The 14,608-nt window shown below is 43.6% G+C and carries 13 protein-coding genes; 3 read left to right on the top strand and 10 right to left on the bottom strand.

Going from position 1 to position 14,608, the window contains the following annotated elements; genetic code table 11:
• Positions 1-381 precede the first annotated feature (381 nt).
• Both ACFQWC_RS20845 and ACFQWC_RS20850 read right to left on the bottom strand, forming a co-directional pair.
• Positions 382-2,172 (bottom strand): YhgE/Pip domain-containing protein, encoded by a 1,791-nt coding sequence (locus ACFQWC_RS20845; protein ID WP_377109004.1) that lies wholly within the window; start codon positions 2,170-2,172, stop codon positions 382-384.
• A gap of 2 nt (positions 2,173-2,174) precedes the next feature.
• Positions 2,175-4,232 carry an efflux RND transporter permease subunit gene (locus ACFQWC_RS20850; protein WP_341356824.1) on the bottom strand — a complete coding sequence of 686 codons (2,058 nt, stop codon included), beginning with the start codon at positions 4,230-4,232 and terminating at the stop codon, positions 2,175-2,177.
• A 159-nt stretch (positions 4,233-4,391) separates the two neighbouring features.
• Here ACFQWC_RS20850 and ACFQWC_RS20855 point away from each other — a divergent pair, with 159 nt between their 5' ends.
• Positions 4,392-4,958: a TetR/AcrR family transcriptional regulator gene (locus ACFQWC_RS20855; RefSeq protein WP_299739259.1), complete on the top strand. Its 567-nt coding sequence runs from the start codon at positions 4,392-4,394 to the stop codon at positions 4,956-4,958.
• Positions 4,959-5,101: 143 nt separating this feature from the next.
• On the opposite strand, the gene ACFQWC_RS20860 is transcribed toward ACFQWC_RS20855, so the two are convergent.
• The 3 genes from ACFQWC_RS20860 to ACFQWC_RS20870 all read right to left on the bottom strand — a co-directional run bounded on the left by ACFQWC_RS20860 (position 5,102) and on the right by ACFQWC_RS20870 (position 7,221).
• Positions 5,102-5,755: a YdbC family protein gene (locus tag ACFQWC_RS20860; RefSeq protein ID WP_377109005.1), complete on the bottom strand. Its 654-nt coding sequence runs from the start codon at positions 5,753-5,755 to the stop codon at positions 5,102-5,104.
• A gap of 73 nt (positions 5,756-5,828) precedes the next feature.
• Positions 5,829-6,794, bottom strand: a complete 966-nt coding sequence (locus tag ACFQWC_RS20865) for a quinone oxidoreductase family protein (protein ID WP_377109006.1) — start codon at positions 6,792-6,794, stop codon at positions 5,829-5,831.
• Between the two features lie 274 nt (positions 6,795-7,068).
• Positions 7,069-7,221, bottom strand: a complete 153-nt coding sequence (locus tag ACFQWC_RS20870) for a hypothetical protein (protein WP_377109007.1) — start codon at positions 7,219-7,221, stop codon at positions 7,069-7,071.
• Positions 7,222-7,329: 108 nt separating this feature from the next.
• On the opposite strand from ACFQWC_RS20870, the gene ACFQWC_RS20875 reads away from it, so the two are divergent.
• Entirely contained in the window at positions 7,330-7,794 is a 465-nt protein-coding gene (locus ACFQWC_RS20875; protein WP_299739266.1) for a universal stress protein, read from the top strand.
• Positions 7,795-7,844: 50 nt separating this feature from the next.
• On the opposite strand, the gene argH is transcribed toward ACFQWC_RS20875, so the two are convergent.
• Together argH and ACFQWC_RS20885 are read right to left on the bottom strand one after the other, a co-directional pair.
• Entirely contained in the window at positions 7,845-9,239 is a 1,395-nt protein-coding gene (argH, locus tag ACFQWC_RS20880) for an argininosuccinate lyase (RefSeq protein WP_377109008.1), read from the bottom strand.
• Positions 9,236-10,447, bottom strand: a complete 1,212-nt coding sequence (locus ACFQWC_RS20885) for an argininosuccinate synthase (protein ID WP_299739270.1) — start codon at positions 10,445-10,447, stop codon at positions 9,236-9,238. The genes argH and ACFQWC_RS20885 overlap by 4 nt, the downstream gene beginning before the upstream one ends.
• A gap of 208 nt (positions 10,448-10,655) precedes the next feature.
• Here ACFQWC_RS20885 and ACFQWC_RS20890 point away from each other — a divergent pair, with 208 nt between their 5' ends.
• Entirely contained in the window at positions 10,656-10,964 is a 309-nt protein-coding gene (locus tag ACFQWC_RS20890) for a hypothetical protein (protein ID WP_377109009.1), read from the top strand.
• 44 nt (positions 10,965-11,008) lie between these two features.
• Here ACFQWC_RS20890 and ACFQWC_RS20895 read toward each other — a convergent pair whose 3' ends face one another.
• The 3 genes from ACFQWC_RS20895 to ACFQWC_RS20905 form a co-directional block, all read right to left on the bottom strand.
• On the bottom strand, positions 11,009-11,845 hold the full coding sequence (locus ACFQWC_RS20895; RefSeq protein WP_299739272.1) for an EcsC family protein: 837 nt from the start codon (positions 11,843-11,845) through the stop codon (positions 11,009-11,011).
• Between the two features lie 155 nt (positions 11,846-12,000).
• Complete coding sequence (locus ACFQWC_RS20900; protein WP_341356828.1) at positions 12,001-13,194, bottom strand: acetate kinase; 1,194 nt, start codon at positions 13,192-13,194, stop codon at positions 12,001-12,003.
• 381 nt (positions 13,195-13,575) lie between these two features.
• Positions 13,576-14,565 carry a class I SAM-dependent methyltransferase gene (locus ACFQWC_RS20905; RefSeq protein WP_377109010.1) on the bottom strand — a complete coding sequence of 330 codons (990 nt, stop codon included), beginning with the start codon at positions 14,563-14,565 and terminating at the stop codon, positions 13,576-13,578.
• Positions 14,566-14,608 lie beyond the last annotated feature (43 nt).

A 14,608-nucleotide genomic window follows, 5' to 3' on the forward strand; every position in this document is an offset into this window, starting at 1 on the left:
ATGCTCTTTAACGGATGAATGGGGACGGATTTGGGGCAGTTCATTCAGATGAGGCGTCCCTTTGCCGCAGAATTGATCCTGACTGGCCGATTTCAATCCTAATTTGGGATTATTGATCCTGTTCCAGATTTATTAATCCTAGATTGGATTTATTAATCCTCTTTTTGAATAATTGATCCTCCTTGTCGAATTTTCTTTAGCAGGTATGTCAAAGGAGTATTTTGTTATGTATGAATCACCTGTTTGAAGCTTAAATTCATTCCACGCGTAGTATGAGAACAGCGTTTAACGAGAGTGTGCCCTTGAAAATAAATAAAAAAATGACACAAAGGTGGTTACTAAAACCAACCACCTTTGTGTCAATCAGCAAATACTCTCAGGTTATTTAAACAAATCCATCAGCAGATCCCAAAACCCTTTTTCTTTCTTAGGCACTGCCTTCTTTGTTTCTCTTTCTTCTTTTTCAATGCTTTCTGTCTTGATCACAAATTGCACGGAAGATACTTTTTCGTTCTTGGAGGAAACGAAGGATACAGGCTTGAAGTCCGATTTATCGTATTCAGCCATCATCTTATTGATTTCCTCTTGCATTTTGTCAGGAAGGTTTTTCGTTTCCTGATGCAATTTGCTCGTTCCACTGTGAAGATCTGCGACTCCATCTTCTAATTCGTTTGTTCCTCCAGCCAGTTCAGCAATGCCGGAGTGAAGCTTCCCGTAAGAAGTGGATAACTGACCCACGCCTTTTGTATAGCGGACCAGTCCGGAGTGGAAGTCGCCGTAGTTGGCGGACAGTTCACCCAGTCCTTTTTGCAGCTGAGCAAACCCGCTCATATCCGTTTCTTTCAAGGATGCAGACAGATTATTCGAGATAGACGTCAGCTGTCCGCTCATCTCGTTGACGGAACCACTCACCTGATTCAAGGTTGGTTCCACGGCAGCGAAGGCTTCCTTGACGCTTGCATAGGTCCCCTTCACTTTTTGCGCAGCTTGATGGGACTCCACCAGTTTATCCACTACCTGCGGCTCCGCTCCGCTTTCATATAATGCGGCAATCTCTTCTTCCGAGAGCTCGGAAGAAGGGATTCCCGCCATCGCACCGTCCAATGCAGCGTAGGCTGAAGAATAGTTCTTCTGCAGGGTCGATAACCCATTCGCGGCTTGTGTCAGGCCATCTGCCAATTGTGCCAAACCAGCCGGCAGCTCATTCAAAGCTGATAAATCCATTTCGGCAGGATTCGCAGCCAGTGACTGATTGATGGTTCGCAGTGCATCGCCGATAGAATTCGAGGCTCCGACAATTTGAGACGAAGAACCGTTCAATTCACTGATGCCATTTTTATATTGAGCCGAACCATCACGCAGGCTCGATGCCCCATCGTTCAATTGGGACACACCATTTTTCAGGTCGGCCACCCCGGTATTTAGCTTCCCGATGGCACCAGATAGCTCCGACATGTCATCGGTCATATTTTCTGTTCCCGTCGTATCGATTGGGAGTGTGGAAGGGACAGCCGCAATTTGAACTCCTTCGAACTCAAAGTCCACTACATCCGCTTCCACGCTTAGCTTTTTCTCTTTTCCAGGCATGACGGTAAAGGTGATTTGCTTATTCTTCCCAGCATTCGCCACCATTCCGTCTGCCGCTTCGATGTTCTCATACGTATTCGGCAGGTTCAGGGAAACCTGCAATAAATAATTTTCATAAAATACGGTACCTGCATTCTTATTTTCAGCAGTATCGATATTGATTTCTAGATGTCCGCTTTTTCCTGCAAGTTGTGATGGATCCATTTTCTTCCCATCCAAGCTATATGATACCTTCACATCCCATGGTAACTTTGTATCTTCTTTCATGTTTCCTTGATACGTGAACTTTCCTTCAGGGGCATCCACTTCAACCTTCTGCCCCTCCAGCTCAAGCTTCTTCAGATCCGTCAGATTCTTGACGCTGCTGAATTCCCCGTAATCGAGGATCTTTCCGGCACGAGCTACCTCGAAGGTATTCACGACATAGATCGAATCCAGGTCTCCAGCTGCGTCCAATGTCGCGTACACGACTTCATCCTTCGAAGTGACCTTTCCTTCCATTGCCGCTTGGGCGGGTACACTAAGAAATGAAGGCAAGAATAGCATCAATGCGAGTGCAGAATAGCGTAATTGTTTTTTTCTCATCATCATTTCTCCTCATAATAATTTGCTTTATACGTTGTTTTCTTAATGACTTTATCGAATACCAACAGCATCGCCGGCAGGACAAAGAGGACCATGATAAAGGCTAGCAGCGCCCCCCTGCCCATCAATAGACCGATGGATCCAACGATCGGATTGGAGGAGGTGATCCACAAAATAAAGCCGACACTCGAAAGGATCGCTGCCGAAATCGAAATCGAGAATGTCTTCTCATCCAGGGTTCTCACCATTGCTTCTTTAGCAGGCATTTCCTTTCGATAATGGGTATAAGCCTCTGTGAATAAAATCCCATAATCGACCGTCGCGGCAAGCTGTACGGTACTGATGATCAAGTAGCCTACAAATACGAGTGGTGTATTCGTGAAATATGGAATCGACAGATTGATCCATACGGCCGCTTCAATCGTGATGAGCAGCACCACCGGAATCGTAATCGATTTAAAGCTGAACAGAAGCACAAGGGCAATCGTCACGACTGTCAGCACATTCACGACCACATTATCCTTTTTGACGGTATTCTTGATGTCATAAAGCGTCACGCTCTCCCCAAGCGCCAGAGCTTTATCCCCGTAATAATCCGCCGCCGCTTCTTCCACCTTCTCTACGATTGAAAAAGGAACCTCTCCTTCCGTACCCTGATTCGTATTAATGACGATCCGGCTGTAATTTTCAGAGTAGAATTCATCGGTGATCGATTTATCCAGGTACTCAGGAGGGATCTCAGAGCCAACCTGGTTAACATACGCCATGACTCCAGTCACATAATCAAGGGATTCGATGTCCTCCACGAGCTCCTTTTCTTTGGCCGTATCTCCTTTTGGAACTAAAAGAACGATCGGTGTCGTCTCACCAAATGTCTCCTCCACCTTCTTGAAGTCACTCCCGACACGGGTGTTTTCCGGCTGCTCACCTGACCCGTAAATGAATGACGTATTCGTTTGCCCCAGGAAGGCAGGAACCAAAATGGCAAATACAAAGATCAGGCTCGGTACCTTCAGTTTCAGCACCTTATTCCCGATACCCGCGAAGCTTGGAACAAAACTCTTATGTTTCGTCTTATCCATCCATTTATAGAAAACTAACGTCAGTGCTGGCAGGAACACCATCACACTGATGAAGCTCAGGACGATCCCCTTCACGAGGTTCACCCCGAGATCCGATCCGATTTGAAACTCCATGAATGTAAGGGCGATAAATCCGAAGAACGTCGTTGCCGCACTTGCCGTGATCGCCGGGAACGACTTCTTCATGGCAAGCTTCATCGCTTCTTCAGGATCATCCGTCACTTTCCGGTAATCGGAGAAGCTGTGAAGCAGGAATACCGCATAATCCAGGGACACCGCCAGCTGCAGGATCGGAGCAACCGACTGGGTGACGAAGGAAACCTCCCCAAGGAAGATATTCGTTCCCAGGTTGATGAGGACCGACACCCCGATCGCAGTCAGGAAGAACAGCGGTTCGATCCACGAAGTCGTTGAGACGACCAGAATCAAAATAATGAGGGGAACCAGTAACATCCCTGCGTACATCGATTCACTTCCGGCCATTTTCTGAGAACTTGCCGTATTGGCCGCTTCACCGGCAATCGCACCATCACTACCGATTAGCTCATAGATTTCATCGGTGATCCGGACCTCATCGCCGGTAGCGACACTGATGGAAAACAGCGCATTCTGATCATTATAGTAATTCTCGACCGTCTCCTTGTCCGCCACTTCCAAAGGCGTCTTCAGATCGACCATATCATCCAGCCAGATCACATCCGATACTCCGTCAATGTTCTCCAGCTTTTCTTTAAATTCGAGTGCCTCCTGTATCGTCACACCCGTAACCATGACCCGCGTATCAGGAACGTCACCCGTGAACTCCTTTTCCATGATGTCCATGGCCTGTGTCGACTGGGCATCATCGGGCAAATAATCGACCATATTATAATTGACCTTTACAAAAAACTGCGCAACCGTTGACAGGATCGTCACCAGCATAAACGCAATCAACACAGCTTTCTTATGCTTTATGATCCATGCTGCTAAATTTATCATTTCTCAACCTCACTTGTATCTCTCACATTTTCACCTTATCATTATAATAAACACCGTGTTGGATATTCAACGGACAGTTGCATAAGGAATGTTCAATACTCAACACATCATTCTTGTGTGTTGGATATCTCACAAAAAGCATGAAAGGAACGTTGATCTTTGAATTCAAAAATGGACCGACGAAAAAAATATACACGCATGGTTTTAAAGGACAGCCTCTTGAAACTACTGCAGGATAAATCAATCTCAAGCATCACCATCAAAGAAATCTGCGAAACAGCAGACATCAACCGATCCACCTATTATGCCCACTACTCAAATCAATACGAACTGCTCGAAGCAATCGAAGAAGAATTCATCGAGGACCTGACCGTCACACTGAGCCAATACAACTTTTCAAAAGAAGAAGAAGCCCTCCAAATGACCGAAAAACTATTCGAATACATCGCCGACAAAAGCGACATCTGCGAGGCACTTCTCAGCGAGAACAGCGATATGTACTTTCTCAAAAAAGGCATGATCATCACCCATGAATTCATCTTCAAAAACTGGATCACCGATAGCAGGATCGATCAAGAAACCTATGAATACATCAATATGTTCATGGTAAGCGGAAGCATTCACGTCATTAAAAACTGGGTGGAGAATGGCATGGATAAGACGCCTGAAGAGATGGCGGGGATCTTGCACCGGTTTATTAATCGGGGGTTGTCGGGGGTGAGGTAGGGACATTGTTCACAAAAAAGCCTACTCGAAGACAATATTAGATAACGTCTTCGGGTAGACTCTTTAGTTATTCCTTTACTTATAAATTGGTAGATTGTACTATACATCACACTAAAGGTTGGCGAGTTTATCACTATGATAGATTAACCACCATTATTGAAGGGAAGTACTCGCCACGCTTCTTCAAGTACAACTTCTTCCCCCATAATCTCCTGCACATCGGTTTGCATTTTGGTTTCCTTAACTAAAGCTGGAAAATGCTTTTCCACATATTTTTGATGGAATCTCTCATTTCCCCAACAGGTAAACACCAGAAAATCTCTCACTCTCTTTTTAGAAATAGCAAACGATCCCCCAAGAAACCCTTCAGCTGCGCTCATTCCTGGATTCCAAATCGTCTTTTGCATGTCAATAAAATGATCTGCATGTCCAGGTTTCACTAGTGCCCTGGCCACTCGAACATATTTAGCTTTCTCTAAAACATGAGTTATCTTTTTTTCCGAACCAGGGACCGTAAAACTCTCCTCATATAATGATACATCTATAGACTTATAGGTACTCGATTGATTTGAATGGAGAAGGATTTCGTCATGTACATTATCCATAAAATACTGATAGGCTTCTTCATTTTCCCAAAAAGCAAAAATACAGGCTGTAGAAGGGTCCTGATCACTCCACCCACCAACCTGACCCAAAAATCCGTTCAGCGGACTCAGCGCTTTCCAAATTTTCTGTTCTTCGAAAAAATCTTCCTTCCTTTCCTCGCTCACTTTACACGTAATCACTTTAATCATCATCATTCTAACTCCCTACTAAGAAATTTCAAGGGTAACGGATCTTTTAACCTGAGACATCTTTCTCAGCAAGGATTTATACCTTAATCAGCACTTTCCCCTCATAATCACGACTCTCTATCAATTCATGCGCTTTTGCTGCATCTCTCAATTCAAAGATCTGTGCGACGGGCAGGATGACTTTCTTGGAGGCAAATAACTTTATTACCTGATCAGCAACAGGAGCCAAAAGTCCCGGTCGATGTTTCCTGGTCGTTCCTAAGCTGAAGCCTTTTATATTTCTGCAGGAACTATGAACATCGCTTGTTTTAAAGGTACCGGCTTTTCCACTGCTGTTGCCGAATTGAACAAGGGTTCCATATAGACCCAAACACTCGAGACTCCTGGAAGTGACTTCACCTGCTACTGAATCGAAAATGACATTTGCTCCTTGATCACATGTGCTCGTAAGGACTTCCTCTTTAAAAGAGTCGTATGTACAAACGAAATCTGCACCTAAGTTCTTCACATAGTTTTCTTTCCGAATGTTCCCCACTGTTGCAATGATCGTTTCTACCCCAGCAAGTTTTGCTAGTTGTACAAGCATAGAACCTACGCCACCGGCAGCACTATGGATGACGATCGTATCGCTCTTTTTCACTTGACCGACTTCATGTAAGAGAAGGTAAGACAAGATTGATACGGTCGGCATGGCAGCAGCCTGTTCAAGAGGAAGACTGTTAGGGATTTTGAACACCAATTGTTGATTTGCCTTCACATATTCTGCGTATGAGCCACCTATGGGAAAGGCGATGACACGGTCACCGACGGAAAAGGTAGACGATTTTGCCGCCCTCACAATGGTTCCCGTAACATCCAATCCAAGAGTGAAGGGGAAGTTCCCCTCTACTTTAGTACCTTTCCGTGACTTGATATCTGCATAATTCACACTGGTAAATGCGGTTTTTATCAACACTTCATCATCCGTTATTTCCGGGCATTTCACATCAGCGAATACAAGTACATCTGATTTTCCGAACTCATTTTGAATAACTGCTTTCATTATTGTAGCTCCCTTATACAACAAAGTAGAATCTCCTGTATAACATATTTTCCCATCACTTACTCTTCATTTTACTGTAAAAAGGGGTTTTCGAATAATATTAAAACTGAAAGGACAATCATAACATTCTCTTATTGATATAAGAAAAATCAGTCCATGACATCCATTAAAAAGCAAGCAGGAAAATATCCTGCTTGCTCTCGACTGCCTTTATTCAGCTCCACATATTTTAAACTAAGCATGAAAGCTTGTAGAAAATAGGTATCTTTACTACCTACTTCTTATTCTCTTCATTCTCATACGTACTATATTGACCATTCTCCGTATCAATGACCCCGCTCGTATAAGAATCCATGATCTGCTGGCTCACCTGTTCATTTGCCTGCTCGTCATATGAAAACTGCTCTTTCGGATCCCTCTTCTTCATGTCGATTCCCCCTTATAAATAAGTAGTCGTTTCCCTTTTATTGTTCGAAAATTAGCTACAGATATGAGTGGAAAAATATAGTATGATAAGGGTAAGGAGGGGATAACAATGAGTTTAAAATATCAGAACATATTAATAGCCGTTGATGGATCCAAAGAAGCAGAATGGGCGTTCAAAAAAGGGATTGCCATCGCTAAACGTAATGATGCAACATTATCATTGATTCATGTCATCGATACCCGTTCCTTTGCGGCGATCGAATCCTATGATCGCACAGTAGGAGAAAGAGCTATCAAGTATGCTGAAGAATTGTTAGATGAGTACAAAGCAGATGCTGCAGAAGCAGGGTTAACAAAAGTGAAAACCTATGTCGAGTACGGTTCCCCGAAAGTGATCATCCCCAGAGAAGCAACGAAGAACGTCAAAGCAGACCTTATCATATGCGGCGCAACCGGACTCAACGCCGTCGAACGATTCCTTATCGGAAGTGTGTCCGAGCATATTACAAGAGCTGCCCATTGTGATGTTCTCGTAGTTCGGACAGAAGAATTAGAAGAGGAATTATTATCATAACCAAAAGAGCCGTTGAATGGAGATAGACTCTACATTCAACGGCTCTTTTTTTACACAGATTGAGTACTGAAGGATTTCACAGGAGATTTCCCCTTCTCAATCTGAACCTTCACCTGTTCAAACCCGGTACCACCATAAGACTTTCTTCTTTCAACCGCCGAATACGGAGTCAAAATCGAATAAATATCTTCTTCAATCAATGAAGAAAACTCACCATACTCCTCCAAAGAAACATCCTTCAGGTAGCAGCCTTTTTCAATACAATAGAGAACCAGCTTCCCGACGATTTCGTGGGCTTGTCTGAACGGAATCCCTTTCGTCGCCAAGTAATCGGCAAGTTCCGTCGCGTTGGAAAAGTCGTTCCCTACCGCTTTCTCCATTTGTTTCGTGTTCACTTTCATCGTAGAGATCATTCCAGTGAAAATCTTCAGGGATCCCACCACCGTTTTAACGGTATCAAACATACCTTCTTTGTCTTCCTGCATGTCCTTGTTGTATGCAAGAGGCAAGCCTTTTAAAACGGTAAGAAGGGAAATAAGATTCCCATTCACTCTTCCTGTCTTCCCTCTGACAAGCTCCGCCATATCAGGGTTCTTCTTTTGAGGCATGATGCTGCTTCCAGTCGTAAAGCTGTCATCTAGCTCGATGAAGCGAAATTCTTCTGTGGACCAAAGGATCATCTCTTCAGCCAGACGGGATAGATGGGTCATCAGAATCGAGCTGTTGCTCAGGAATTCCAGGATGAAATCACGATCACTTACGGCGTCCAGACTGTTTTCATAGCATGCCCCAAAGCCAAGCAGCTCGGCTGAAAATTCCCGGTCAATCGGGAATGTCGTCCCAGCCAGTGCCCCTGCGCCTAATGGGGATATGTCGATTCTTTTAAGAGAGTCAACAAGTCGTTCCTTATCCCGGTTAATCATCCAGAAATAACACATAAGGTGATGGGCGAAGGAAATCGGCTGGGCACGCTGAAGATGAGTATACCCAGGTATGATCGTTTCAACATTTTCTTCTGCCTGAACAATGATTGCCTGCTGAAGATCCTCAACTAGTGTAACGATTTCCTCAACGCGTCTCTTTAGAAATAGGTGCATGTCGGTCGCGATCTGGTCATTACGACTTCTACCTGTATGAAGCTTACCGCCGACCTCTCCGATCAGATCAATCAGCTGCTTCTCCAAATTCAGGTGAATATCTTCATACTCGACAGAAAACTGAAGTTCATTCTTTTCGGCCTTTTCGTAGAGTACATGAAGTCCGTCCAGGATTTGATCTGCTTCACTGTCAGTCAGGATCCCGCATTTTTTCAACATTTTTACATGGGCGATGCTGCCTTCAATATCTTCTAGAACGAGCTCCTGATCGAAAGAGATGGATGCGTTGAATTCATCCACCCACTCTTCCGGCTTCTTGGTGAAACGTCCTCCCCAGAGCTTGCTCATAGAGTCACTTTCTCCTTCTTTTCAGCATTGACCATTGCTGAAACCTTTGTCGGCAGACCCCATAATTGAATGAATCCAACGGCAGCATCATGGTCGAATTCATCCGCTTTTGTGTAAGTCGCAAGTTTCTCATCATATAAAGAATTCGGTGATTTTCTTCCTTCCACGATCGCATGCCCCTTGAATAATTTCACACGTGCGACACCATTCACATACACCTGCGTTTGATCAAGGAATGCTTTCAGTGCTTTATTCAGTGGGGAAAACCATAATCCTTCATAAATCAATTCCGTCATTTTCTTCTCGATCACAGGTTTAAAATGAGCAAGCTCTTTCACAAGCGTGAGATCTTCCAGCTCCTTATGAGCTTTTAACAGCGTGACGGCTGCTGGACATTCGTACACTTCACGGGACTTGATCCCGACCAGGCGATTCTCCACATGGTCGATACGTCCGACCCCATGCTTACCAGCGATGACATTCAGTTTGGAAATGATCTCATGAAGTGGATATGCGACGTGATCTAATTCAACAGGTACTCCATGCGAGAATGTAATCTCGACCACATCCGCTTCGTTTGGTGATTGTTCGATACTGGACGTTAAATCATAGGCATCCTCTGGAGGAGCGGCCCACGGATCTTCAAGAACTCCACACTCATTGCTTCTTCCCCATAAATTCTGGTCGATGCTATAAGGGGAATCAAGATTGATTGGAATAGGAATCCCTTTATCCTTCGCATATTCAATCTCCTCTTCACGTGACCATTTCCATTCACGAACCGGTGCAATCACTTCTAAGGAAGGATTCAATGCAGCGATGGATACTTCAAATCTCACTTGGTCATTCCCTTTTCCGGTACATCCATGTGCGACCGCTGTAGCATTTTCCTGTTCAGCGATTTCCACAAGTTTCTTCGCAATCAAAGGTCTTGAAAGAGCAGATACCAGTGGATATTTCCCTTCGTATAGAGCGTGACTTTGTAATGCAAGAAGGGCATATTCATTCGCAAATTCTTCTTTCGCATCGATGACATAGCTTTTTGAAGCTCCTACCTTCAACGCCTTTGCTTGAACGAAATCCAGATCCTTTCCTTCTCCAACATCCAGGCAACATGCAATCACTTCATATCCTTTTTCCTTTAACCATTGAACCGCAACCGACGTATCTAAACCACCTGAGTAGGCTAATACCACTTTTTTATTCATCCGTATCTCCTCCTGTTAATCTATATATATTGAATAATTATTCTTTAGGATGAATTTATATTAGCAGTTTATCAGAGAATCATCAATACTTATTCATGAATTTGTATAAATATTTTATAAGAGGATTTCACAATCCGCTTTGTACTGGGCTTATAAGGAGAAATATTGTAGGATGAATGTAGAATGAATCATAAGGAGTTCACAATCTATGGTGAAAGATTTTTTCGTATATAATTCAAGATTAAGAATACATCTTCCATATCTCACGAATGAATGGCATGCCTATTCGTCACAGGAACAAGAATCTGTTCTACTGGAATGGGAGCGTGTGAGAGGAGCCATTCCTGACAGAATTCATGAAATTGAAGTTGAAATTGAACAACTTCAAGGAGAATTGTCTCAGGAAGAGGACTTTGACAAATCATGTAGAATTAATGGCGAGATCTCTCAAAGAGCATCACAAATCAATGACTTATGGATTTGGTATCGAACCAACCCGGAAAAAACCCAGTGCTAAAAAAAGAAAAGGGGACGATGTGTCCACATCGTCCCCTTTTCTTTTTATTGATTCTTCTTTTGACGCAAATAACGGTATTGATAGTATTTTTCCGCAAAATCAGTGATCTTTCTCGAAAGCTGATAGTTGACCCCTGCCCCTATGGCGATGCTGACAAGAGGTAACCCGGACCACTTCTTCCCTTTAAACATTGTGATGGCTAACCCTTTCAGAGCTTGTTTCATGGGCCCTTCCAGCCACGTGTAGTCTGTCAGCTGTTCTGATCCATCATAAAAGTAATTAGAATCCTTTTTATTCAGATCTTCCATTAGATCTTCCCAGGCAAGTGCACGAAGTCGGGAAGGAAGTGTCGAGGCATGAAACACCTTCAGTGACGTCATCATCTCGAAAGGAGTTTGTACATCAAAACCATAGGTGATGGCAATAAGCTGAACCGAACGGATATTGATGACGGCCATGGCAGGCAAATCCGAGCCCAATGCCACCAGCCCCCCGGTTCCCGTAACCCCCCCTTGAAATAATGAATAGATCCGGTGACGGCCAGCATGCTGTTCCGCTATGTAGTGAAGCTGATCAATCGTTAAAAAGTGAAGATCTTCAACCGTTTGAACGTCCTGATTAAAGGCTCTTGCCGTGACAAGGATGCGCTCACGGGCGTCGTTTTGCATCTGTGAGCCTTGAATAAGAGAATGCATGTGAAACAACCAGCCATCAAGGCGTTGAAAAAATTGGTCCTGAACATGTTCAGGGATTGATTCAAATGCGTAATCCAGCCATTTGACATATGTATGTTCTAAATCATTCGCTTCGTATTCATATAATTCTTCTTTCCAGGCTTTGATGGATTGCCATACTTGTTTATCTCGTTCAGACCAGTTCACTTCTCCCACTCCTTACATTCCGTAATTTACGTATAGTATACCATATATATAGACGACAATTCTTTTCTCACCAGGAAAGTCTTTTGAATACTCTGTTATTTGTTTTCCCTATATAAAAAACAGGGTCACCATCAAGGCAACCCTGTTTGCTTACATTAGATATTCCCTTTTTCCACTACATCACGTGCAATCATGACTTCTTCGTTTGTCGGAATGATCATGACTTTTACAGGTGAATGCGGGTAGTTGACGAATGCTTCTTTACCGCGGACCTTGTTACGTGCAGGATCCCAGTATACGCCCATGAATTCCAGTCCTTGAAGAACTCTTTCACGGATAAGGGTACTGTTTTCACCGATACCTGCTGTGAAGACAATTGCATCTACACCATACATGCGGGATGCATATGAACCGATATATTTATGGATACGGTTTGCGAACACTTCCAGAGCCAATTCCGCACGCTCGTTCCCTTCAGATGCCTGTTGTTCGATGTCACGCAGGTCACTTGAGAACCCGGATACACCAAGCATACCGGATTTCTTGTTAAGGATGTTTAATACTTCATCAGCCGTTGATCCTGTCTTTTCCATAATGAACGGGATAAGGGCCGGGTCGATATTACCTGAACGAGTACCCATGGCAACCCCTGCTAAAGGAGTGAAGCCCATTGACGTATCGATTGATTTACCGCCTTCGATTGCCGCGATACTTGCACCATTACCTAGGTGACAAGAAATCAGGCGCACTTGCTCTTCCGGACGGCCAAGCATTTCAGCTGCACGCTGAGATACATACTTATGGGACGTACCGTGGAAACCATATTTACGGATTCCGAAATCTTCATAATACTCATAAGGAAGGCTGTATAAGAATGAGCTTTCCGGCATGGATTGATGGAACGCCGTATCAAATACTGCAACCGCAGGAACATTCGGAAGCACGTTTTGGAATGCCTTGATACCTGTTAAGTTTGCAGGGTTATGAAGAGGCGCCAAATCAGATAGTTCTTCGATCTTCGTAATGACTTCGTCTGTGATCAGTACAGAATCATTGAAGACTTCTCCGCCGTGTACGACACGGTGACCGATTCCATCGATTTCATCAAGTGAGTTGATGATGCCATAGCCTGTCAGCTTTTCAAGCAGCATTTTAACCGCTACTTCATGGTTCGGAATATCTGTTACTTCTTCACGCTTCTCATCATTCACTGTTATATTGAAAACCGCATCGTTCAACCCGATACGTTCAATCAGACCTTTGGTAATGACCGTTTCTTCAGGCATATCAAAAAGCTGAAACTTTAAAGAAGAGCTTCCAGCATTAATTGCAATCACTTTTTTTGCCACGTTGTATCGCTCCTTTTGTTTTTCGATCTCTTGACTCTTATTTATTCTGTTCATTGAATCATTTTTTATCTCTCAATTCCCCATTAAATCACTGACTACCATCTATTTCAAGAAAAAGCTTGAAATGACATCGTTTTCATGTTAAATTAAATATTTTCGCAAAAGTTAGAATTTGAAGTAACGGTGGGAGATGGATGATAGGGGCTTGTGCAAATTTTGTCGAATCGTGCATAACGATCGATATATCCCTATAAAGGTTGATAAATCCGTATATCGGTCGATGACCCAAAATCGAATGCCTCGTTTCCTTCATACCCGTAAAAGAAGAAGAGTAAAACACACAAAAAAAACAAGACCGCCAAGAGGCAGTCCTGTAAAATATTATTGTTTATTCTGTGCAAGCCACTGATCGATTTTAGACATGATGTCCTGCAGGGCTCTTTGATTCGATAAGCTTGGCAGCTGAGCAAGCAATACTTCTTTAGGAGGCTGTAGGCCTTCTTTTTTCTTTTGAAGGACCAGGATGCTCTTCGCTGAGTTTTTATTTTTGAATAGGGAAAGTGGCAGCTGTAAGAAGCCTTGGATATCAGCCTTTTCTTTCAAATACGTTTGCAGCTGTGTGCTGTATGGAGATTCGAATAGTCCATTTGGCACGATGAAGAAAAGGTATCCTCCGTCTTTCGTGTGCTTCAGGCTTTGTTCCATAAACAGATGGTGGGCATACGAGTGGCCTTCTTCTGCTTTCAGTTCATAGTCCTGTGCACGTAAATCGTTCGGGTAATAGCCAATTGGCAGGTCACATAACACAAGGTCTACAGGATCGATGAACAGAGGTTCGATTGAATCCTGATTAAAGAGCTGTAATGGGTGTTTTTGAAGATCGGCCCCCACGTATGCGAGCTTGATCAATACTTCATCAATTTCCACCCCGATGGATTGTGTTTCTTTTCCTGGCATTTGATTCAAAACCGTCGTCAGGAGGTTTCCTGTTCCGATCGCCGGGTCCAGGATGGTAAGTTTGTCCATACCTCGGGTGAATTTATTGACTAAATAGCTGATAAATAAACCAAGAGAGTCCGGGGTCATTTGATGATTCGGCTGAACGTTTTCTTTCATTCCTTTTAAGATCGCGAATTGAAAGGCTTTACGGATATTTTCATTCTCAAGCTGAGAAAGACTCACTTCATCATACTTCTTGTTCAGGCGTTTCTTAGTCAGTTCACTGACTTCCTCTTGCAGGACGTCCCCCTGAAAAAGGTTTTCTCCCGTTTCTGCAACGGCTTCTAAATAACTGCATGCCAGTTCCTCTTGCAGCAGTGTAGCAGTTTCATCGATTATTCCAAATAATGATTCGACTGGCGAATTAATCATCGGCATTCATTCCTTTATCACAATTTCATTCATCTATTTTACC

The organism is Rossellomorea sp. GCM10028870 (assembly GCF_042666755.1).
In the GTDB taxonomy this organism is placed as follows: domain Bacteria; phylum Bacillota; class Bacilli; order Bacillales; family Bacillaceae_B; genus Rossellomorea.